The organism is Ignavibacteriota bacterium, assembly GCA_016218045.1.
GTDB lineage: Bacteria > Bacteroidota > Ignavibacteria > SZUA-365 > SZUA-365 > JACRFB01.
The window spans coordinates 1-22,730 of the sequence record JACRFB010000057.1; the positions used below are offsets into that span (position 1 = coordinate 1).

The following is a 22,730-nucleotide window of genomic DNA, read 5'->3' on the forward strand; positions in this document are numbered from 1 at the left end:
CCCCGTCCCCCGTCCCTCGTCCCCCGTCCCCCGTCCCCCGTCCACATGGACTCCGACGGTCTCATATCGTATCTTCAGCGGGACACAGCCGGATACTTCCAATGAAAACCCGCACCCTGCTGACATCCATCATTCTTTTCACCACGGTGTTCTCTGGCACGGGGCTCGCGGCGGACGGAAGCACGAGCGAGCCATCGCCCTGGATGATCCTCCCCTTCGTGGTTCTGCTGCTCGCGATCGCACTCATGCCCTTCCTCGCGAAACACTGGTGGGAGAAATACTACCCGCACGTGGCCTGTACGCTGGGCGCCATCACCGTGTCGTATTATCTGTTTCTGCTGAAGGACACAACAGCCATCATTCATTCGGGCATCGAGTATGTGGGCTTTCTCAGTCTGGTCGGCTCGCTCTTTGTGGTCTCCGGCGGCGTGTTTATTCGCCTGCGGGGCTATTCCACTCCCGTGTCGAACGTTCTCCTGCTTCTCTTCGGCGCGCTGATCTCGAATTTTGTCGGCACCACGGGCGCATCCATGATTCTGATCCGACCATGGCTGCGCAACAACAAGTACCGCATGCATCCCTACCATGTGGTGTTTTTTATTTTTCTCGTCAGCAATATCGGCGGCGCTCTTACACCCATCGGTGATCCTCCGCTCTTCCTCGGCTACCTGAAGGGCATCCCCTTTTTCTGGGTGACGGAACACCTCTGGCCGATGTGGCTGCTCGCGACGGGACTGCTGCTCGCGGTGTTTTATGTGATCGATTCCCGCTTCTATCACAAGGTTCCGAAACACGTGCGAGACGAAAAGTCCGCGCTCGGCGAGTCGGTGGCAGTCGAGGGTCTGCACAATCTCGGCTTCCTGCTTGTGATTCTTGTCGCTGTCTTTATTCAGAATCCGCCCTTCCTGCGCGAACTGATCATGATTCTCGCGGCGGCCGGATCTTTCTACACCACCAGGCGCCACATCCATGCGGCGAACGGCTTCAACTTCCATCCCGTGAAGGAGGTCGGCTTCCTTTTCCTCGGACTTTTTGCCACGATGGTTCCGGCGCTGCAATGGCTGGAACTTCATGCGACCACACTCGGCATTCATTCACCCGCATCGTTCTACTGGGGCACGGGGACGCTGTCGGCAGTGCTGGATAACGCGCCCACCTATCTCAATTTCCTCAGCGCCGCCGTGGGGCTGTTCGTCGCGCCGGAGTCCATCGCCGCGATACAATCCATTTTCGCCGCTCCCACACCGGCGCAGCTTGCGCAGTATCCGATGGAGATTCAGAAGACCGTCGCGATGCTTCAGAGCCGCTTCGGTGTTGTGAATGGCGCCGCGGCGCCGTCCGCCGCAACAATTCAAATCGCCTACCTGCTCGCGGTGCATAGCATTCATATCACCGCCATCAGTGTCGCGGCGGTGTTTTTTGGCGCGATGACCTATATCGGCAACGCGCCGAACTTTATGGTGAAGGCGATCGCCGAACAGAACGGCGCCCGTGTTCCGTCGTTTTTCGGCTTTATGGTGCGTTTCTCCCTTCCCGTTCTGCTCCCCATTCTGATTCTCGTCTGGCTGATCTTTTTTATGGGCTGAACCCGTCGATTTAAAGATCCGCTCCTGCAGCGGACAAAGGCGCCCCGGAATCCACTCCCGGGGCGCCTTTTTGCTGCAAATTCGAGATTACGCTGTTTTTCAGCCCTAGAGTCACCCCTGAAAATTATGTGGAAAAACACGTAGTACCACGTATTTCCATTCGCTCTTCCATATGCCATCTTTGAGCAGCACCGAACTTCATGTTGTACCCGTCACGGAGGGCGGTATATGTGAGACTAGGGCGTTCGGTACATAGATAAGGACCAAGAAAATCAGGGAGGTTAGTTCTTGGCCCTTATTTTTTTTGGCGTCGGTTTTAACCACGGAGTGCGGGTAGGCCGGTTGCACCGTAATAAAGTAGCAAGGTGGCACAGTTGCTTTGTCGTGATGTAGAGATGTGGCAAAGCAGCAAAGTAGAGCGGCAGCCACCTTCTCTCCCTTTACCTCTTTACCCTTGACCCCTTCACCCCTTCACCAATTATTATCTCCAGAAATAATTCCATGTATAACCCAGCTCCATCGGTTTTTGTGGGGTAAGTGATACCGTCCAGGTTATGCGGCCCACGCCGTTGAAGTGATGCCACCACCATGGCCAGGAGAACCAGCCCCACCAGGCGGGCATGGGTCCGCGGCCGCTCGAGTAGGATACATCCTCGAACACGTTCACCATTTCGATCCTGCCCTTGTTGCCCGCGCTCTCCACATTGCCGAGTACATGCCGTGTCACCTCCACTTCCACCGCGTCGTCGCGGTAACTCGTGAGTGTGATACTGCCCGCGAGATCCACACGCCCGTATTGGTCGCCCTGGAAGGTGGAGGCGTTCGGCACTCGCCGCGTCTCGTTGTCGGATTTTTTCACGCGGATGTCGAGCGCCATGGTGATTTCGAGATCGGTGTTGTCGCCCGCCGCTGCGTAGGTCATCAGTCCCTGGGCAAGCAGACGCGAGTCGCGCAAGATCAACGCCGGCGCGGTGGTCAGCGGATACTCGCTTGTGTTGAAGAGCCGGATTTTGTGCCGCACCTTGGGCGCGTTCAACAGCGAGGCGAGTTCACCCTGCCTGCCGCCGTCGAGATTACGCCACACTTCCATCGGTGGTGCGAAGGGGATGTCGAGGGTGTACACGTCCTTGTACTTCAACGTGAACTCGCCGATCGGAAACACCATCCGCTGCCCTTTTCCGAGTGTCACGTGTTTGATGGTGAAGACGTAGAGGTCCTCGTTTTTCCCGGACTCCGCCACCTCCGGACCCAGATCCACCGGACCCCGTCCACCGTCGCCATCCCTGCGCCGCATATCGTCCATCGGCATGGCCTGCTGTGTCATGAGGGCGTTCGAGAATCCGTAGCCGGTTTCCGACTCCTGGCGGAAATGACTCGAAAGCTGCGCCACGGCCTGCTGCAGCGAGATGGGATCGTTGGTGGACTTGAACACAAAGTTCGGCACACCGATCACAAGGTGTGCGGTCACGTCCTGCAGATCGGCGATCTCGTTGATCAGCGTGGCCTGCAGTGTGACCAGTGCCTGCCCTTTCCCGTCGATGACCACCTTGTACTGCGGTATCCACCGGATGCCGCGCTGCAGATACAACAGGCCGACGTTGGCCTCTTTCTGCACTGTGCCACCGGCCCAGTCGAGTTGTAATGTGAGCAGATTGCGGAGTTCTTCCCGCGGCAGCACCTTCTTATACGAGCCCGTGAAACTTACGTCCTGGATGTGGTCCATGTGTACGGCCTTCACGCCGCCGCTGGTTTTTAGCAGCACGATGTCGCTTTTTCGTGTCAGTTTCTCGCCGGAATACGGCTCGTCGGCCGCTTCAAGTTCGTCGCTGCTCTGCGCGGGCACGTCGATGATGGTGGCCCTGTATGGCGTGGGTGCGGGTGTACCCGTCTCGGTCACGAGCACCTCGGCGCCGATGTTTGCTTCGATCAGTTCCCGGAGCTGCAGCGCGGTACGGTCCACCAGCACCGTGCGCCTGCTCGCTGTAACCGACGAAAGTGCGGCCCTGCTGTCGGAGGAGAAGGGCCAGAACGTGCCGATCACCGGATTGGGCAGATAGTCCATCACCACGTTGCCCTTGTCGTCCACGGGCATCCTGCCGCTGTGCAGCATGAAGGCGTGGCCGTCCTTGAACACCGTCACTTCCTTCACCGGCATACGCGCCAGAGCTTTGTACGGGGTGTGAGATTCGGCACGCAGAACGCCGAGGGAAAACACGAGGAATACCAGGGTCCCGATGAAACGTGTCATGGCACACACCAAGCTGATCCGGATAGAAGGTACGGATTGAAGGTACTGGAGCGCGTACCCAGCGGCAACTGCTTTTTTCTTCCCTGATGCAGAAATGGATGAAGACTGGCTCCCTGCGGAGCATGTCGTCTACGAACCGCGCGGCCTGTCCCTCTCCGCCCTGGCGGCCTCGAGGCGCTGCTTCTCCCGATTCATCCGCTTTTGTGACACAAGAAACGCAACCAGCATCGAGCATGACAGCAGGAAGATCACCACTGTCACACCAAAGATAATCATGGGGTCCACACTCCCTCCTCTCGAGAGTTGTACAGAAGTACCGGGCTGCCTGTTCCGCCGCCGCGCCTGCGCACCGCAACGGACCTCGGACGGCCGTGTCACACCGTGTGTATCGATCAGTTTCCCGCCTGACGACGCCTCTGCGCCGCACAATACCGACGTTTCCGCGAACATACGGATTTTTTTATCAAATGCAAGAGGTGAAAAGGAGTAATGTCTCCTTTTATAACACTACATGGCACGATGGTGTCAGAACTGTACTCCCAATCCCACTCCAAACGTATTCTCGGTGTTGCGGGAATCGAGACCGAGCCGACGGAGGCGATATTCGAGTTTGACGACTGCGGCATCGAGAAGTTGTAGCGCGCATCCCGCGGCAAACTCGTGGCGAGACCAGCGCGGATCGTCGGGCGCCACTGTCATGCTTCGGAAAACACTGTCATAATATTCACCACGCGCAAAAAGGCGCAGCGCATGCGCCAGCGAGGTCTCCTCCGCGCCGCCGGTGCAAAGGTGTGGAAGCACATCATACGAGACCTCACAGTACGCGCCGGCCGCGGCACGCCCCGGTACACTGTTGTCAGCAGTGGGCTCGGGTTGCCGTGTATCCGCGAGGGACTCGGCGTGTTCCAGTGTTCCATACAGAAGCAGCGCTCGAAGGCGCAACGGACCGTGCTGTATCTCGGCATCAGCTTCCGCTATACCCACGTCGATGGCAGTATTATGCGCCAATGCCGACTTGCTCGACCCCGCCTTGCCGTAGTACACACTCAGTCCCGCCGACAGGTTGTCGTGGATATGGCATTCAGCGCGGCACACGTAGGCAAGGCTCGCCGCGTGGACACTGCCGGTTCCGCTCTGATGACCGTCGCGGATCCACGCGTGGCTGCTGAATCCGGCTGCGTCGAGGCCGCTCACCACCGCGCCGTGCACGGTGAATTGCCCCAGATCGGCTGCGGCATACACGCCGATCTCGTGCCAGGTTCCGGGGAGAAGGTTCTCTTCTACTGCGGACGGGGAAATGGTCGCATATTCCAGCGGTTTGTCTCTCCCGGGAAGCAGTCCAAACGGTAGTACAAGATGTCCCGCGCGTAGGTGCAGCCACGACGCGGGGCGAACGGTGACGGCGATTTCACCGATCGCCAGCGAGGGCCCTTGCGCCGTGTTCCCGGCGACGATTCCCGAGTTTCCGCTTCCCGTCACCACATCTGCAGTCGAGACGGCCCCTGCCCCGCGAACTTCCATCTCGCAGACGAAGGAGATTCTTGGATCGCTCTGCCACTCGAGTCCAAGCGTCAATTCCTCGAACACGAGCGCATTCCGCAGCCGCGGGGCTGTCTGCCACGAATATCCAAAATAATTGAGACGGGCTGCACCGGTGAGTCGTGGCGGAGTCGCGGCCGGCTCGTCGCCTCCCATAGCTCGCGCGGCGAGTGTCTGGAATATAAGGAGCGCTGCCGCCAGACAAACCCGTACCGACAGGGGACAACGTGTGTCGGTCGTGCACATGGCATTGCCGGCCATATGAGCGACGCCGCGATACGTACGACGAAAGGCGCTTCGAAAATAACGCGGACAGGTGTTGCGGGGTGTTGATGTACGGAGGGTCATACAATGCGGAGGGAGGAGGTGCGGAGCAGTGTGAATCAGTGGGGAATGTCGCCGCCACGTTCGAAACGTATCGGACTACCGCCACTATTTAGACGTAGTCTAAATTAATAAATGATTCACATCCGTGCAACCCTCGGTTTCAATGGCGGGAGAGCCCGCAAAGCCGCATGAAACACCCCTTCCTGCTATGCGTCAGGTCGTGCGGTAGTGTCCATAGAATGGTTAGAATTCTGCGCTGCCCGGAAATACAGCGCGGAAATGACGAGCAGTACCAGGCCGACGAGCACAAACAGGAGCACCCGATATTCGATCGACACGCCCGACATCGTGAAGAGCAGCACATACGCCACGGTGGCCAGCAGCGTCGCGAGAGCCATCACCCGGTATTTCTTGTTCCGCAGCACCTTGCTCAATCCGTAATACGCGGCCGCGACACACAGCCAGGACATGGCCACATACTGCGCCGGGAGCATGGAATACAACGACAACGGGATGATCACAGCGCCGGCGACGAGGTACGAACCGCGCATCACATCGGTTCTCAATTCGAGACGGTCGCGCTGCCAATTCAGAATGCGCGCACTCAGCAGTGCCGTGATGCCGAACACCATTCCGATCCCGGTCACACCCTCCGCGACAATCAAATACCCGACAAACATCATCACGAAGATGATGTAGTTCGCCACGACAATAATGCGCGAACGAAACCACACCGCTACGGACAGCACCAGGATGCCCTGCAGCGCGAGCCAGAGGAACAGATCGGGCACGGGTTCGGCGTGGATGATGCCGCAACTCATCGCAATGAATCCGCTCATCGCGTAATGGAAAGTGGAGTACATGCTGCGTCGCCGCACCCAGAACATCACCGCAAGGCCCAGAAGTACTATGGACGCGGCCAGATACAACGGCGCCTTGCCGACGGCGGCACCCAATTCGACGATGATGACAAACATGCCGAAACCCATCGCCGCATTCATGAAGGAAAAGGCGGTGGCGAAGAGCATCTCCGATCCGTCTTCCTCCTTCCTCGCCCACAACGTGCCCACCGCGAACACGACGATGTACGCCAAGGCGAAGATCAGATTCGTTTCGGCCCCGGTCACAAGCTGCAGCGGGTGGCCCATGACGGGATTGCCCAGGAACCACATAAAATGTGCGCCGTACGTGCACATGGCCGGGAACCAGATGAGTGTCATCCAGCGCCGTGTCGAAATCCACACCGACAGAACCGCGGTGCAGAGAATGAGCGGGAGTTGCACGTATGGGACGTCGCTCACGATGGCCGTGACATAGCCGAAGCCAAGACTCAGCGCGGTGAGATACACCGACTCCGACCGCCATGCCAAATACAAACACAGGGTGGAGGCGCCGAGGAGCAGAATGACCTCGACCACCGTGCTGCTGACAAGCGGGACGGGGGTGAAATGCCCGAGGCGCAAAACCGAGAAATAAAACACGGCGAGCGCGCCGCCGAGCAGATAGCCCGCAAATTGCCGCAGCGAAGTGCGCCAAATGCGCGCGAGGCCGTACAGTGTCGCCGAGATGACGGTGCCGATCAGACTTGGCAATGCGGTGGCCGACGTGCCGTACGGCAGGGTCAGCAAAAACACGCAGCCGGTGATCAACATGACGATGCCCGCGCGGGCCAACCAGAATTGTCCGATGCGAAACTCCAATCGGTCCTCGTCCTCGGTTTCACGCTCCACGGGGATTGCGGAAACAGACGTGTCCCCGTCCGCCGTTACGTGTAACCGTTGTTCGACTTCGGCGACTCGATGATTGAGCGCCTCGAGAGTTGTGAGAATTTTTTCCAACCCGGCGGTTGTATCTGCTGATGTCATCACCGTGCTCCTGACTCTGTGACGTGAAAGAGGTGTGAGGTGCGTGCGCATTCAAGTGCTGACGCTGATGCAGGTACTGACACTGTTGCAGGTGCTGTGACTGTTGATTGCGCGTATCCGGAACGAGATGTCACGCGGTTTTTGCGCGACCGGTCACACATAACGGCTAGGTCTCGTGCCTCTGGAAGAATGGGAACAGTTGGTCGAAAACCCTGAGCAGCAGAAACGGGGCGATGATCAACAGAAACGAAACAAGCAGACCTTCTTTGTCGAAGATTCCCGGAAAATATTCCGTGAATCCCCGCATGCTCTTCGAAAGCAGTTGCCCGCCTATCACCACATTCCATCGCATAAAAAGCACCTGCAGCAACAACATGCCCGACGAGAGCCAGATCAGGATGTTTCTCACGCGCGTGTCGAGGCGCTTCGCCAGCGTCGTGACCGAAAGCAGAAAAAACGGCACCAGTGAAAACAGACCGATTTGGAGATACACATACGAGACACGGAGCTTGCCGTTGATCAGCGTCTCAAGAATGGCCCACTTCTCGGTGCGTTCGTACGAGATGGAAAGGATTTCCATCAATTCGAGTACCACGGCGATGATCATAAATCCCCACAGCCACTTCGCCATGAGATCGATCGAGTCCTGTGCTACCGGAAGTTTTCGGGTCCAATGGATGATGAGATACAGGAATATCAGCACCGCGAGCCCCGACACGATGGCCGAAAAAATAAAGATGATGAACATCAGCGGCGTGGACCACCACAGATTCGCCTTGATGGATCCGAAAAGGAAGCCGACGTACCCGTGCAGTACACACGCCACGGGAATACCGAGACCCCCGAGAAAGACCACGAGTTTGCGATCCACCACGCGCGTCTCCTCGGTATCGCGCGTCTGTCCGAGCAGGAGCACCGAATACAAACGCCGGGCAAGCCCGCGCGCCGCCTCGTGCCGGCGGATGAATGTGACTCGATAGCTGAACCAGATTTCGAGAAACACGATGATCATGTAGAACAGATAGATGAAACCGAATCCGCTCATGGCGGACGAGAAATTGGGAGTTACAAGGATGTTGAACGCCCGTTCGGGCTTCCCGAGATGGTTCAGCAACGGCACCGTGGCGAACAGAAGGAACGCGAACGACGACACGAGCGCGTATTTGGCGATAGGCCGCAACTTCTCCATGCCGAACACATGGTAGAACGATGAGACGATGAACGCTCCTGCCACCATGCCTGTGATATACGGGTACAATACGATCATCACCGTCCATGTGACGTGTAATTCGTTTGGGAACACGTATCCCGCGCCGGCATCCATCACTTCACCTCCATGTCGAGTCCGACATAAAAACACTTGGGATTGGTCCCGAGGTCGGGTTTCAGAATACCGTAGCGCCTCTCGTGCAACGTCCGGATTATGGGACTCTCGGGATCCTTGAGGTTGCCGAATACACGCGCGCCGCGCGGACACGCCATAACACAGGCGGGCGATTCGCCGCGATGGATGCGGTGATAACAGAAGGTGCACTTGTCCGCTGTACCCCGTGAATGATCGATATACCGGCATCCGTACGGGCATGCCTGCACGCAGTAGCCGCACCCAAGGCAGTGCTCCTTGTCGATCAACACGACGCCGTCGGGCGAGTGGAAAGTCGCCCCAACGGGACACACTTGTGTGCACGCGCTGTTCCTGCAATGATTGCAGAGTTTCGGCACAAAGAAGGCTTTCACTATCCGCGCGTCTTCCCCGTCCCTTGATGTGAAGCTCGACATGGCGCCGTCGGGCGAATCCACCGAAACAACGTCGTCGGCGTTGATCTCGAATCGTTCAACCCAGGTACGGAAGTAGGTGTCGGGCACGTCGTTCTCGGCTTTGCATGCGCGCACGCAGGCGCCGCAGCCGATGCAGCGTGTTGTGTCGATCAGGTAGCCCCAGTCGAAGTTCTGCAGGTCTTGCTCGCTGCGCACCTCGGTGCTCCGCGGCAGTGCGCTGTATACCGTGAGACTGCCCGCGAGCACTCCGGCGCCGCTCACCAAAGCCAGGCGAACAAAATGTCGCCGGTCCATCGTGCTGTCACCCTCTGTTCTCTGTTCGCTCATATCTCGCCTCCTGGGCAATGCGGTGAGACGGTAAAGTGGTACGGGTTCACCATGGCGCGTCGTGGCAGGTGCCGCAGTAATCCCTGGTATGGCAGGTCCTGCACACGGGCATCCCGCGTTTCGTTACCTCGTCGGAATGGGCCTCGCCGAAACCCTGCGGATGCGGCATGGGCGTCTTGTGGCAGTCAGCACAGAACGGTGCCGTGTGGCAGTCGCTACACCGCGCGTCGGCAAGCCGTCCGGAGTACCGGGTCATCAGGAAGGCCCTGTGTCCCGTGCGCCATTCGGCAGGGTGTGGACTTCCAACCGTGGTACTGCGCATCGCGTGAATGTGATCGCGATGGCATTCCAGGCACAGCCGCTGATCCACCGCGTCCACGTACGGAATACGCCCGATGTGTGCGGGCCAGGATATCTTCGGTGGATTGTCAGGATCCTTGAAGGATTTCTTTTCGTGACAGAGCAGACAGAACATGGCGTTGCCATTTTTATACATCCGTCCCGCCCGCTCATTCTCGAGATGAAAAAGATGGCAGGTGCGGCATTCGACTTTCCCCGCGTGCGGGCGCTGCGCGAAGGAACGCACGATGTCGCCGTGACAGTCGCGACATTGGAAAATGGTGGGATGATCCGCCACCTCGGTCACATCGCCCGCGGGCTGCGTCTCGTGGCAGTCGGTGCACCGCGACACGACCGGGTGCAGACGGGCCTTGCGGGCCTCGACCAGCAGAAAGATCGGTTCGTGCGGATTGTGACACGCGATGCACGGTGTTGTTGGATCGTTGACATGCAGGAAGGTGTAATGCGCGCGGGGATCCACCTGCGGAAAATCCTTCGGCCGCGCCTTCAACTGGCGGTGGCAGAAGAGACAGCCCTCCAGCGTGTATTCGCGGGGCATGCGCGCTCCTGTCGCGGAGATCGTGTCGGAGCCGGGATCGCGCCTGTGATAGGCAACATGCCGCGCGTTTGCGCCGTGACAATCCACGCACGGGACGTTGTAATGCGCATCCTTCTCGTGAAGGAGCCACACGTCCTTATGACAACCGATGCAGGTTTTTGTGCCCGCGAGTGCCACACCCTGCGCGCGGATTTCTTGCAGCGCGTTCCATCGAAAGTGGCCGTGTTTGCCGAAACTCTCCGGGCGCAGCAGGCCCGTCGTGAAGAAGACGAGCACCAGCACCGCGCCGGTGAGAGACAGTATCAGAACCGCGTGACGACTGTTTTTCCACATGGGCTTCCCGTTGGATGATGAGAATCCTGAAACGGTACTGCACTCTATATGAAGCCCAGTGGACCGGGACGCCTGCGGCGCATGCTGCTGGCGCGGTCGGGATCAGAAGGAATGGGAGGTACAACGACGCTGGCGACGAGGCCGTGGAAGTCACTCTACTGGCGCTTCCCGGCAAAAGCGATCGGCTGCGCTAGGTATGTGCGGATGGAAAGTGCAGGGTGCGCGCTCCCGCGTCGGTCCGGCATGCCGGTCGCCGACGGTGGCTGTTCTTTTCTGATGCGGGGAGGAACATGGGATGGGAGAGCGGTGGTGCAGCGGTGATGGTGCGTGTTTCGTGTGAAAATAGACGGATGTTTGACAAAGTCAAGTACGTAATCTCTATCACGCAATTATTTTTCATAAACCATCCCTCATTGATAGTGGAATGTGAAAAGTGGCAAAGTGGAAAGTGAAAAAGCGTAAGGTGGAAAATTGAAGAGCTCCCCCGCGACGTGCCACTTTTCCACCTTCCACTTTCTACTTGCAACTTTCTACTTTCTACTTTCCACTTTCCACTTTGCTACTTTCTACTACTTCCAACGTGCTCACGTGTTACATCGCCCCATCCCCCACCTGAGAAAGGTCCGACATGTCACGACTTGTTGTCAGAAGTTTTGCAATCTCCATCGACGGCTACGGCGCCGGTCACTCGCAGGACCGCGCGCATCCCCTGGGTGTGCGGGGCCAGGAGATGATGCACTGGTTCTTTCCCACGCGCACCTTCCGGGCAATGTTCGGCAACGCTGACGGTGAGACGGGCGTCGATGACGGCATCGCCGCGCAGGGCTTCGAGGGCATCGGTGCGTCGATTATGGGACGCAACATGTTCGGTCCCGTCCGCGGTCCCTGGCCCGATGAGAGCTGGAAGGGCTGGTGGGGAGACGATCCGCCGTACCACACGCCCGTGTTTGTGCTGACCCACCACGCCCGCGCGCCGATCACCATGGCCGGTGGCACGGTATTTCACTTCGTCACCGGCGGCATTCACGAGGCGTTGGAACAGGCGAAGGACGCCGCGGGCGGCAAGGATGTGCGCCTCGGCGGCGGTGTCGCCACGCTGCGCCAGTATCTGCACGCCGGCCTGGTGGACGACATGCACCTCGCCTTGAGCCCCGCCCTGCTCGGCGCGGGCGAACACCTCTTCACCGGACTCGACCTCCACACCCTCAGCTACACCTGCGACCGCAGCATCGCCGGCGAACGCGCCACGCATCTGTTCTTTTCACGACGCGAGCAGGGAGGCGAAGCGAGGTGATATCGTCCTAATGTGGAAAGTGGAAAGTAGAAAGTAGAAAGTGGAAAGTGGAAAGTGGAAAGGTGGAAAGTAAAAGACCTGCCGCTCCGATTTTTTTACCTTGCTACTTTGCAACTTTGCTACTTTGATACTTTGCTACGTTCAGTGTGGAAAGTAGCAAGGTGGAAAGTAAAAGAACTGTCGCTCCGATTCTTTTACCTTGCTACTTTGCTACCTTGCTACTTTCAACATGGACACGTGTAACGTGGACACGAGCAACGTGCCCCCTGCCTACTCGACCACCCGCACCATCCGCAACCGTACGGCCTGTCCCGACCGCGCTTCTAAGTAATACACGCCGACGACGGGATTGCCGAGGCGAACTGTGTGTGTGCGGCCGGTGGCGCCTGGATCCAGCGTGGCTGTGTGTACAATACGGCCGAGTATGTCGCGCAGGGTGAGTGTGAGCGGTTGTACGAACGGATGCGGGAATGTGATGGTGAATTCACCACGGCTGGGTTCGGGGTACACGTCGAAGTCCGTCGCGCCCTCAATTTCGACTACTCCCAGCGTGCCCACATCAAATGTCGCCGAAGCGCTGCTGCACCCGTTGCTGTCGGTGACGGCCACATGATACACACCCGTGGCGACGGCCTGATGTGTGTACGTTGTGGAGCCCGCTATGGGCGTGTTGTTGTGATACCACTGGTATCGCGCGGCCCCCTCGCGTGTGCTCAATCGATCGCCGCTGCGTGTGATGAGCGGCACGGGAGGACGTGGCAGCACCTGTACCACTACGGGATTGGAACTCCCGCTGCAGCCGCCGGTACTTTCCACGCTCACGGTGTAGGTTCCCGCCTCTGTCACCGCGATGCTGCGTGTCTGCGCACCGGTGGACCAGCGGTACACGGTATACCCGTCACCCGCATCCAGCACGGCGGTGTCACCCGCACACAGGGTGCTCGAGCCGTGTACGGTGATCACGGGAATGATGCTGGACCCGAGCAGTACAGGCAGTGTGGCACTGCCGGTGCAGAGCCCCTGCGTCACATCGACGCCCACATGTGCAGTGTCGGTGGCGGTCCATCGAATTACCACCACCGTATCGAACGCCCCGCGCACGATGAGGCCGCCGCGTATGTCCCATCGTACGGATGCACCCGCGTTTCCGTGCACGCCGTACTGTGTTTCAGCGCTCCTGCAGGCCCGCTGAGGACCTGCTATCACCGGCAGAGGACGCTGCTCCACCCGGACCACTACCGAATCCGACAGGGCGCTGCAACCAGAAACATCCGATACTGTCACGGCATAGAGCCCCTCCTTCCGCACGGTGATGCTGCGTGTACGGCTGCCGTCGGACCACAGGTAGGCGGCATATCCCTCCTCCGTCTCAAGCAGTACCGAATCCCCTTCACAGATTGTGGTGGAGGGCTGCACACGGATCTGCGGGTGGGAAGGCCGCGTTATCCGGACACGCAGGGTATCGAACGCCGTACATCCGGCAACACTGTCGCTCAAAGCGCCGATGACCAGCCCGTCTCCATTCTTTCCCCAGCGCACACGCACGCTGTCACTGCCCTGCCCTGTAAGCACCTCGCCACCAAAGACGGACCACGCATATCGTGTTCGCAACCGGCGCGGCATGGAGTAGACGGCCTCGGTATTCGAACAGACATTCGCCGTACCGCCGACGGAAATCCGGGGGCCCGCGGCTGTTGTTATATGAAGTGCGTCCGATCGACCGACACAGCCGTTGCTGTCCACCACAGTCACATAATACGATCCGGGCTGTGAAATCATGGCCACGGAATCGCGCGCGCCGTTGGACCAGACATATGACACGTATTTCCCCACTGTGCGGAGTGGCACCACGGAGCCCTCGCACAGGGTCAGTGCGCCTGCAAGTTCCAGCACAGGTATCACCGGCGCGCGGTACAACACCTGCACCGTATCGGAATAGCCCGTGTTTCCATACCAGTCCGTCACGCGATACCAGAACATGCCCACGCTTCGTACACGCAGCGTGGGTGTGGTGTCGCCGGTGGACCAGTGTATGGATGCAAAACCCTGCGCGCCCTGCAGCAACACACTGTCGCCCGCGCAGACGAACACAGGTCCGGCAGGATTCACCCGTGGTTGTGCGGCGGGGATCCAGACTTTGTAACAACAGAGAAACGGCAGATGATTGTTGAATGTCGTGGTGTAGCAGATACCGATCGTGTCGCCCTTGAGACGCGGACGTACAGCGACTTCCCACGTCGCCTGCGCTGTGGATCGGAGCGGCACATCCTTCGGCGTGAGCTGCTGGGTGGTTGTCGTCGGCTGCACGAGCACAAGATCACGTGTATCGAAACCGATGGTCATAAACGCGTTGATGGCCTCGCGGCTTCCGGAGTTGGAAATGGCGCCGGAGAAAAACTGGGGTTCGGGACTGTATCGGCCCGCGGCAGCGTCCCATTTCAATGGAGGCACATACATGGGCTCACACCGCAATTCCGGTTTGCGCCGGGCGATGGTTATCAATCCGCTCTGCAGCATCGGCCGCAGGCAGCCGCTCGTGAAGTGCCAATCGTGAAGGTTCAACGTCAGACGTACCGTATCCGTCGCGGTGATATCCTTGAGGACAAAGGTCAGCAGGGCCAGCGTATCTGTCGTTGTCGGGCCGGAGAATTCTGTTTTTCCCAAAGTTTCGATGTAGAGTGTGTTTCCGATCCGCGACCATTGTGTCGGCACTCCGGCGAGCAGTGAACCGGGGGGAGTTTGTATACCGATGAAGGTTGCCACAGTGGTGTCGACCTCGAGCGCACAGACGGCAGGCTGCAAGGTCGTACCGCCCTGCAGCGGTGCAAGAAGGCGCAACGGAAGCGTCACAGTCGAGCCACCCATCGCGTCGATACTGTCGAGGCCGATATTCACCGATGTAAAGCTCGAAGTATCGTGCGCGGCCTTGTAAGACCGGCCTACCATGACCTCCCCATTACATACCCCGAGTACTGATAATTCCACTCTGCGCGTCGTGCCGTCTTTACACACGGCCTGGTACGAGAGCATACAGTCCGTCCAGCCATGTCGGACCAGATCGAGAATCTCCGAAAGAAAGGCCGGGACTTCAGCCGCGGATTGTGCCTGGTAATAGCGGCCGCCAGTAGACGTTGCTGCACTTTGCAAGGCTGCGGATGGAGCCGTCGTACCTAATCCGATAGTGAATATTCGTAATCTATTTCTTATGGCCAGGTCTTGCGAGTCATACAAATCGTGGGTGCTCGCGTTGTCGCCGCCGTCACAGAGCACTATCACCGCGCTGCAGGGATTAGCGCCTGCAGCGATGGTGTGCTGTACCGCGTTGTATATGCCGTCCCATACCGCTGCTCCTCCAGAGGCCGGGAGTCCGTCTATGGCGGTGTGTAGGAGGGTGGTGTCGGAGGTCATGCCCTGCGCCATGGTTACGGTGCCTGAATACCAGAACACGGCGCACTGATCGGTGCCGGGAGTGAGGGCGCGAACAAATCCGTGCCCCGCCTCTTTGGCACCGGTATTCCATGCTCCCACCATCGAGGAACTTGCATCAAAGGCCACCGCGATGGAGGCCGGGCACGGTGTGTTCAGATCCGGGCATGTCACCGTGAACTTCGTGATGTCGACACCCTCTTCACGCACGCGGTAGTTGGCCGGATCGAGAGGAAACTGAGGTGTGCCATTACACGACACTGCAAAATGCAGCTCTATCGTCGGCCAGAGAATGTTGATCCGTTTGAAGTTCAGTACCGGCTGCGCCGCCGATCCCGTCACCACACTCACACACAGCACCACGAAATACAACATCCGAAAAGCAGACATACCGTACTCTCAACTGATGAAGTGCATCACGTTCCCGCACGGAATGTAGCATAGCGCGTTGAATGTAGAAAGTGAAAAGCGATGTGGAAAGTAGCAAAGTAGCAAGGTGGCATAGTAAAAGAACTGCCGATCCGATTCTTTTACCTTGCTACGTTGGATGTAGAATGTGGAAAGTAGCAAGGTGGAAAGTAAAAGATCTACCGATCCGATTCTTATACCTTGCTACGTTGGATGTAGAATGTGGAAAGTAGCAAGGTGGAATGTAAAAGATCTACCGATCCGATTCTTATACCTTGCTACGTTGGATGTAGAATGTGGAAAGTAGCAAGGTGGAAAAGTAAAAGAACGGCCGCTCCGATTATCGCGTAATACTCGCGTCATTGTCAATATCGAAGTCGTCCCGTCGCGCTTCGACAAGCTCAGCGTGACACTAGGTCGCTGTCCCGCTGTCCCGCTCTCCCGCTGTCCCGCTCTCCCGCTGTCCCGCTCTCCCGCTGTCCCGTCGCGCTTCGACAAGCTCAGCGTGACACTAGGTCGCTGTCCCGCTCTCCCGCTGTCTCGTTGTCCATTTGTTTCCTGTTCTCAGAGGTGTAGATTCCGCGATATTCACCCAGAAAACAGGATCTCGTTCGCTTGAGTCAGGTCGGGAGGTGCCGCCCCTCGTTCAACCGTCATGCCTGCAGTTGCAGGCATGTGATGTTGCTCGTGCTGCTGTGTGTGCTGCCCGGCGCCGCGGCTGCACAGGATCTGCTGCGCATGCAGAAACTGTTCGAGTTCACGCGGAAATCGGTGGACGCGGGATTGTCGCAATCGGATGTCACGTCTGTCGTGCAGGATCGTATCGGCTTCATGTGGATCGGCACGAGGGCCGGCCTGAACAAATTCGACGGGTACCGCTTCACGCAGTATCTGCATCGGCCGGGCAATCCGCGCAGTCTCAGCGACAACACGGTCAACACACTGCTGGTGGATCGCGCGGGTGTGTTGTGGATCGGGACCATGGACGGACTCAACCGTTTCGATGCGCGGACGGAACAATTCATCCATTACCGGCACGACGCAAAAAATCCGCGCAGCATCAGCCACAACGAGGTGCTCTCATTGTGCGAGGATGCATCCGGCACACTCTGGGTCGGCACGGCGGACGGACTGAACAAGCTCGATCGTCGCACCGCAACGTTCACACGTCTTTTCCATCCACTTCTCGACCCCGCGCAGCCGTTGATGCGGCGCGTCAGCGCCCTCGCGGCGTATCCGGGCAAGGATGCCAACAAAGTGCTCGTCGGCACCTGGGGATCGGGGCTCTATATTTACAACACGGGCACCGGACGCTTCTCGCGCTGCCTCGGCGAAGATGGTACTCCCAGCGCACAAAGCAGGGAATGGGTCAACCACATCACCGTCTCGATCGACGGACGGATCTGGGTCACCGACGGGATGTTGCATCAATTTCTCCCCGACCGCGAACAGCTCCGCCGTGTGCTTGCCGTATCGTCCACGCCGTTCGCGGATATATTCAGCGTGGCCGCGCTGTCATCGGGAGAAATCGTGGTCGGGTGTCGACCGGGCGGTCTGATAGTGCTCGATACACTCCTGCAGACCAGCGCGACGTATATCCACGACCCGCTCTCCGAACGAAGTCTCCCCAGGGGGAACATCAACACGATGTTCCTCAGCACGTCGGGCATGCTCTGGATCGGATCCACCAGCGGCGTCGCGCTGACAAACACGCGGCGCGAGGACTTCTTCCCCTTCTTCCCGCGAGGTCAGAATCCGCGCGGCTTGCACGAGGGCTCGCTCGCTGCCGCGGTGCCCACGCGCTCAGGCAAGGTGTGGATCGGGTATCAGCAGGGTGGACTCACCTGCGTCGACGAGGTCAGGCAGCAGGTGACACACATCCAGGCAGCGCGGAACGGACGCGGAGGTTTATCGAACAACTATATCGCGGCGATCTACGAGGACACGCGAGAACGGCTCTGGATCTGCACCTGGGGCAGCGGTGTCGACATGCGCGATCCGGTGAGCGGCCGCTTCCGCAACCTGCGCTGGAACGCGAATGATCCCCACAGCTTGTGCGACGATTTTGTGGAATCCATCTGTGTGACACGCGAGAATGAACTGTGGGTCGGCACCGTCGGCGGCCTGTCCGTCCTGCATCTCGACAGTCTCGATCGAGGACGATTCACCCGCTACCTGCACTCCCCCGCCGACACCACAAGTCTCAGCGCCCCGCGTGTCAGCGCCATCATGCAGGACAGCAAGGGACACGTGTGGATCGGTACTTCCGATGGCGGCTTGAATCTTTTCGACAGAAAAACACGCACGTTCCGCCGCTTCCGACACGACCCCTACGATCCGCATTCGATCGGCGCGAATCGTATCCTCTCGATGTTCGAGGACAGCAACGGCCGATTGTGGATCGGCACCTGGGGAGGCGGACTCGACATGTACGATGCCGCGCGCGACCGTTTCACCCATCTCACAGAGGATGACGGACTGCCGAGCTGCAGGATTTCCGGCATAGCCGAGGACGCACAGGGAACGATCTGGCTCAGCACCAACGTCGGGCTTTCGACCTTCGATCCGGTGACACGGCACGTCAGGAATTATGAACCGCGGGACGGACTGGCGGGCGCATCGTCGGCGTTAAACGCCCTGCGCCTCTGTCCGCGCACGGGCAGGATGTACCGCACGAGTTACGGCGGCCTGACGGTGTTCCACCCCGACAGCATCGGGACAAACAGTTTCCTGCCGCCCGTGGCGCTCACATCCGTAAGCTGGTTCACACTGGCGCAGGATGAGCCGGAGCGGATATCCCGCCGCGGCGTGGGGCTGTTGAAGGAGCTGGAGGTCACACACAACGATGTCGCCCTCACGTTCGAATTTGCGGCGCTCGAATATTTTACACCCGAGCGGAACACATACAGATACATGCTCGAGGGTTTCGACGACCGGTGGACACAGCTCGGAACACGGCGCGACATCTCCTTCACCAATCTCGATCCGGGGGAATACCGTCTGCGTGTGCAGGCATCAAATTCCGACGGTGTATGGAATCGCGACGGCATCACGCTGCGTATCATCGTGCTGCCTCCGTGGTGGAAGACGCGCTGGGCATATGCGGCGTACGGCGTGCTTCTGATGCTCTTGATTTTCGCCACCGCACAGATGCAGCGGAAACGTGTGATCCGCGCTGAGCGCCTGCAGGCGTCGGCGCGCGAACGTGACTTGCGCATACAGGCGGCGGAGGCGCGGTCGCGCGCACTTGCGGCCGACAATGAACGCAAGGAGACGGAACTGCGGAAGTCGGAGGAATTACGCACGGCCTACGCCGCGCTGCAGAACGCACACGCGGATCTTGCCGCGGCCCAGCAGCGCCTCTCGGCCGTGGTGTCGGCCGCGCCCATCGTGCTCTTCGCCATGGATGCCGAGGGTGTGTTCACCATTTCGGACGGACTCGGACTGCGGCAGCTCGGCGTCGCACCCGGTGAGTCAGTCGGTCGATCCGTGTTTGACGTCTATCAGCAGAGTCCGCCCGTCCTCGAATTCTCGCGCCGTGCGCTCGCGGGCGAAGAGTTCACCTCGGTGGTGGATCTTGGTCCCGTGGTCTTCGAAGTGCGCGCCAAGCCGCTGCACGATGCGTCGGGCGCTTTTATCGGCACCATCGGTGTTGCGACCGATGTGACGGAACGCGCGCGTGCGCAGGAAGAGATCGTGAAGCTGTCGCAGGCGGTGGAACAGAGTCCGGCCATCGTGCTCATCACGGACACGCACGGCCGTATCGAATACGTCAACCCGAAGTTCACACACGTGACGGGATATACTCTCGACGAGATCCGCGGGAAGACGCCGCGTATTCTGAAGTCGGGCGCGCAGTCCGACGAGGAATACGCGCGGCTGTGGAAGGCGATCAGCAGCGGGACGGAGTGGAAAGGCGAACTGCACAACAAACGCAAGGACGGCAGCTCGTACTGGGCGTCGGCCTTCATCAGTCCGCTGTTGTCCGCGGATGGAAAACTCACGCATTACATCGGGATTCAAGAAGACATCACCGAGAGGAAACGCACCGAGGAAGCACTCGCGAAGCGGACCGGGGAACTCGAAACCATCGACAGGATTGTGAAGGTCGTGAACCGGGAGTTCGAACTCGTCCCCCTGATCCGCGCACTGCTCGAACAGGGTATGAAGCTGCTGCCAACAGCACAGGCAGCGGGGGCTTTCATTTACGACGAATCGCTTGACGGTTTCCGCTGGGTGGCCGCTGTGGGGTATGAGATAACGGTGGAGATGAGTTCCGCATTGACGCCGGATGAGATCACCGAACGGTTCACACAAGCAACGGAAATCGAGGCGGGCGTGTTTATACTCCGCCGCACGGAATCGCTGCTGGGCGACGACACACTGCCGGCGCTCCCATGGGCACACTGCATGTTGATCATGGCGGTGGACTGGGACGCGACACGCAGCGGAAACGACGGGTATCTCGTCTTCGACAATCTCCGAGATCCCGACGCGTTTACACCGGACGACGCGCGAAAGCTGAATCGTTTCCGCGAGCACGCGATCTCGGCGCTTGCGAAGGCCAGCTCGCTGCAGGCGCTGACGATGAAGAATCAGGAGATATTGCGCACGCAGCAACAGCTCCATCTGCAGCAAAAGATGGCGGCTCTCGGGCAGCTCACCGCGGGTGTCGCGCACGAGATCCGCAATCCCCTGAATTTTATTGTGAACTTCGCCTCGCTCGGAACGGAACTCGTGGAGGAGTACAAGGACACCGAGACACGCGGCGAGGATGTCACAGGAATGATCGACGAGATTGCGCTGATCATCCAGAAGATACACGAGCACGGAAAACGCGCGAACGGCATCGTGTCGGACATGCTCCAGTATGCGCGCGGACAGGTGGGACGCCTCGAGCACGCGCAGGTGCACGATGTGATCGAGAAGGCGATCGAGCTGGCCGGTCCGGGCGGCGCCGAGGGCGGCGGCACGCAGGACGTGTCCATCGTCCGGCAGTTCACACCCGATCTTGTATCGATGAATCTGTTTGTCGAGAACATGACACGCGCTCTCCTGAATCTTATCGGCAACGCGCTGTATGCCGTGCGTCAGCGCGCGCGATCGGGGTCGGCCGAACCGGGATACGTCCCCGAAATATGCCTGACGACGACAAACATTCCCGACGGCATCGAGATACGCATCCGCGACAACGGACCCGGCATCCCGAAAGAGACACTCGCAAGTATCTTCGATCCGTTCTTCACCACCAAACCCACCGGTGAAGGCACCGGGCTCGGTCTCACCATCACCTACGACATCATCGTCAAGGACCACGGCGGCACACTCACTGTCGACAGCACACCCGGTGTGGGCACGGAGTTCATCATTGCCCTGCCGTTGAAAAAATCGTGAGACGTGAGACGTGAGACGTTAGACGGGGAACGGGGAAACGCGTGACAACGAAGTAGTGTCACGCTGAGTCCCGCTAGCGGGAAAGCGCGACGGAACGGGGAACGGTTGAACGGGGAACGATTGGTCGAAGTGCGCGTCATGGCGCCGATGCGTTGTATCGGCATGAGACGTCACAATCACTAGTAATCCGCAGGGGCGACCGGCGGTCGCCCCTGGTCGAGAGCTTGGCACGGCTATCCCGTGACTCCATTGCGGTCACAGCGGTCCACCCACCTGATTACTGCGGCGGTCGCCCCTGGTCGAGAGCTTGGCACGGCTGTCCCGTGACTCCATTGCTGTCACAGCGGTCCACCCACTTGATTACCCGCGGCGGTCGCCCCTGGTCGAGAGCTTCGCACGGCTGTCCCGTGACTCCATTGCAGCCACAGCGGTCCACCCACCTGATTACCCGCGGCGGTCGCCCCTGGTCGAGAGCTTGGCACGGCTGTCCCGTGACTCCATTGCAGCCACAGCGGTCCACCCACCTGATTACCCGCGGCGTAAACACCGTGTCATTTAGGCACCAGACGTTGCCATTCACGAGCAGGATTATTGCGAATGTACCTCCGAGTGATCCGCAACATGCGTAGAGAGCGAATGATTTTATCGTGGTAATTTCTTTGCCACACGATCATCTGACCCGAACCGGATGCCTCGCGAATGCGCCGTGTCACCAGCGACTTATAGCCCGCAACGAACGCCCCCAAAGTACGCGGCAACGGGCCGTTGCGGCGATGTCTTGCTGCACATCCTGCCTCGTCGTTTGCCCGTCGCCGAAGATAGGGAGACTTGTGCACACTCCTTCTCGCGTTGGATAATCCGAAATCCATCGAATGATTGATCCGAATAATAGCGTGGATATGATCCGGCATGATCACGTACGTGTCGAGACGGAGTTCCGCGCGAATGGATTCAGACCGAAGAAGCTCTTCTTCCGCAATCCTGCCATATGCGCTTAACACCACACCTTCTTGAGTAAGCAGACCAAAGAGATGTGTTTGTACTGCCACATGCAATGTGACATGGTACACTCCATCGCCATAATATGTCTGAATTGGATACCGGCGCGAATTCCTCCTCCGATATCGTGTCGCCGCAACACTCATTCGTTCCCCCTTCTGCCTTCGTTGTACTCTCTCCGTGGTACGGACATCGTCGCACCGCGGACATCCTTTATACGCACATAGCGATCCTCGTGTTCCCGTGGTGGTCGTTGTGTCGCCCTGGCGATCCTCGTGTTCCCGTGGTGGTCGTTGTGTCGCCCTGG

General features: G+C 59.0%; 12 protein-coding genes. 3 read left to right on the forward strand and 9 right to left on the reverse strand.

Annotation, left to right across the window (positions count from 1 at the left end; translation table 11 throughout):
- The first annotated feature begins 203 nt into the window (after window positions 1–203).
- Entirely contained in the window at window positions 204–1,586 is a 1,383-nt protein-coding gene (locus HY962_14790) for a sodium:proton antiporter (protein ID MBI5648196.1), read from the forward strand.
- 481 nt (window positions 1,587–2,067) lie between these two features.
- Here HY962_14790 and HY962_14795 read toward each other — a convergent pair whose 3' ends face one another.
- From HY962_14795 to HY962_14825, 7 genes are all read right to left on the reverse strand, one after another.
- Window positions 2,068–3,834, reverse strand: coding sequence for a hypothetical protein (locus HY962_14795; GenBank protein ID MBI5648197.1), 1,767 nt, complete (start codon window positions 3,832–3,834; stop codon window positions 2,068–2,070).
- 129 nt (window positions 3,835–3,963) lie between these two features.
- Window positions 3,964–4,110 (reverse strand): hypothetical protein, encoded by a 147-nt coding sequence (locus tag HY962_14800; protein ID MBI5648198.1) that lies wholly within the window; start codon window positions 4,108–4,110, stop codon window positions 3,964–3,966.
- Window positions 4,111–4,359: 249 nt separating this feature from the next.
- Entirely contained in the window at window positions 4,360–5,619 is a 1,260-nt protein-coding gene (locus tag HY962_14805; protein ID MBI5648199.1) for a hypothetical protein, read from the reverse strand.
- A 287-nt stretch (window positions 5,620–5,906) separates the two neighbouring features.
- Window positions 5,907–7,565 (reverse strand): hypothetical protein, encoded by a 1,659-nt coding sequence (locus tag HY962_14810; GenBank protein ID MBI5648200.1) that lies wholly within the window; start codon window positions 7,563–7,565, stop codon window positions 5,907–5,909.
- 166 nt (window positions 7,566–7,731) lie between these two features.
- Window positions 7,732–8,889 carry a polysulfide reductase NrfD gene (gene nrfD / locus HY962_14815; GenBank protein MBI5648201.1) on the reverse strand — a complete coding sequence of 386 codons (1,158 nt, stop codon included), beginning with the start codon at window positions 8,887–8,889 and terminating at the stop codon, window positions 7,732–7,734.
- Window positions 8,889–9,638: a 4Fe-4S dicluster domain-containing protein gene (locus tag HY962_14820; protein MBI5648202.1), complete on the reverse strand. Its 750-nt coding sequence runs from the start codon at window positions 9,636–9,638 to the stop codon at window positions 8,889–8,891. The genes nrfD and HY962_14820 overlap by 1 nt, the downstream gene beginning before the upstream one ends.
- 79 nt (window positions 9,639–9,717) lie before the next feature.
- The gene (locus tag HY962_14825) at window positions 9,718–10,902 is read right to left on the reverse strand and encodes a hypothetical protein (GenBank protein ID MBI5648203.1); all 1,185 of its coding nucleotides are present in this window, start codon (window positions 10,900–10,902) and stop codon (window positions 9,718–9,720) included.
- Window positions 10,903–11,530: 628 nt separating this feature from the next.
- Between HY962_14825 and HY962_14830 the strand changes: the two genes are divergently transcribed.
- A complete protein-coding gene (locus HY962_14830; GenBank protein MBI5648204.1) occupies window positions 11,531–12,196 on the forward strand; it encodes a dihydrofolate reductase in 666 nt (221 codons plus the stop codon).
- A 270-nt stretch (window positions 12,197–12,466) separates the two neighbouring features.
- Here HY962_14830 and HY962_14835 read toward each other — a convergent pair whose 3' ends face one another.
- Complete coding sequence (locus tag HY962_14835; protein ID MBI5648205.1) at window positions 12,467–16,012, reverse strand: VWA domain-containing protein; 3,546 nt, start codon at window positions 16,010–16,012, stop codon at window positions 12,467–12,469.
- A 696-nt stretch (window positions 16,013–16,708) separates the two neighbouring features.
- Here HY962_14835 and HY962_14840 point away from each other — a divergent pair.
- On the forward strand, window positions 16,709–21,424 hold the full coding sequence (locus tag HY962_14840; protein MBI5648206.1) for a PAS domain S-box protein: 4,716 nt from the start codon (window positions 16,709–16,711) through the stop codon (window positions 21,422–21,424).
- A gap of 551 nt (window positions 21,425–21,975) precedes the next feature.
- Here the strand turns inward: HY962_14840 and HY962_14845 are convergent.
- Window positions 21,976–22,494 (reverse strand): hypothetical protein, encoded by a 519-nt coding sequence (locus HY962_14845; protein ID MBI5648207.1) that lies wholly within the window; start codon window positions 22,492–22,494, stop codon window positions 21,976–21,978.
- Window positions 22,495–22,730 lie beyond the last annotated feature (236 nt).

What these genes read in the sequence shown, in the direction of transcription:
- HY962_14790 (MBI5648196.1), top strand. Translation starts at nt 204, where the DNA reads ATGATCCTCCCCTTCGTGGTTCTGCTGCTCGCGATCGCACTCATGCCC.
- HY962_14795 (MBI5648197.1), bottom strand. Translation starts at nt 3,834, where the DNA reads ATGACACGTTTCATCGGGACCCTGGTATTCCTCGTGTTTTCCCTCGGC.
- HY962_14800 (MBI5648198.1), bottom strand. Translation starts at nt 4,110, where the DNA reads ATGATTATCTTTGGTGTGACAGTGGTGATCTTCCTGCTGTCATGCTCG.
- HY962_14805 (MBI5648199.1), bottom strand. Translation starts at nt 5,619, where the DNA reads ATGTGCACGACCGACACACGTTGTCCCCTGTCGGTACGGGTTTGTCTG.
- HY962_14810 (MBI5648200.1), bottom strand. Translation starts at nt 7,565, where the DNA reads ATGACATCAGCAGATACAACCGCCGGGTTGGAAAAAATTCTCACAACT.
- nrfD (MBI5648201.1), bottom strand. Translation starts at nt 8,889, where the DNA reads ATGGATGCCGGCGCGGGATACGTGTTCCCAAACGAATTACACGTCACA.
- HY962_14820 (MBI5648202.1), bottom strand. Translation starts at nt 9,638, where the DNA reads ATGGACCGGCGACATTTTGTTCGCCTGGCTTTGGTGAGCGGCGCCGGA.
- HY962_14825 (MBI5648203.1), bottom strand. Translation starts at nt 10,902, where the DNA reads ATGTGGAAAAACAGTCGTCACGCGGTTCTGATACTGTCTCTCACCGGC.
- HY962_14830 (MBI5648204.1), top strand. Translation starts at nt 11,531, where the DNA reads ATGTCACGACTTGTTGTCAGAAGTTTTGCAATCTCCATCGACGGCTAC.
- HY962_14835 (MBI5648205.1), bottom strand. Translation starts at nt 16,012, where the DNA reads ATGTCTGCTTTTCGGATGTTGTATTTCGTGGTGCTGTGTGTGAGTGTG.
- HY962_14840 (MBI5648206.1), top strand. Translation starts at nt 16,709, where the DNA reads ATGTTGCTCGTGCTGCTGTGTGTGCTGCCCGGCGCCGCGGCTGCACAG.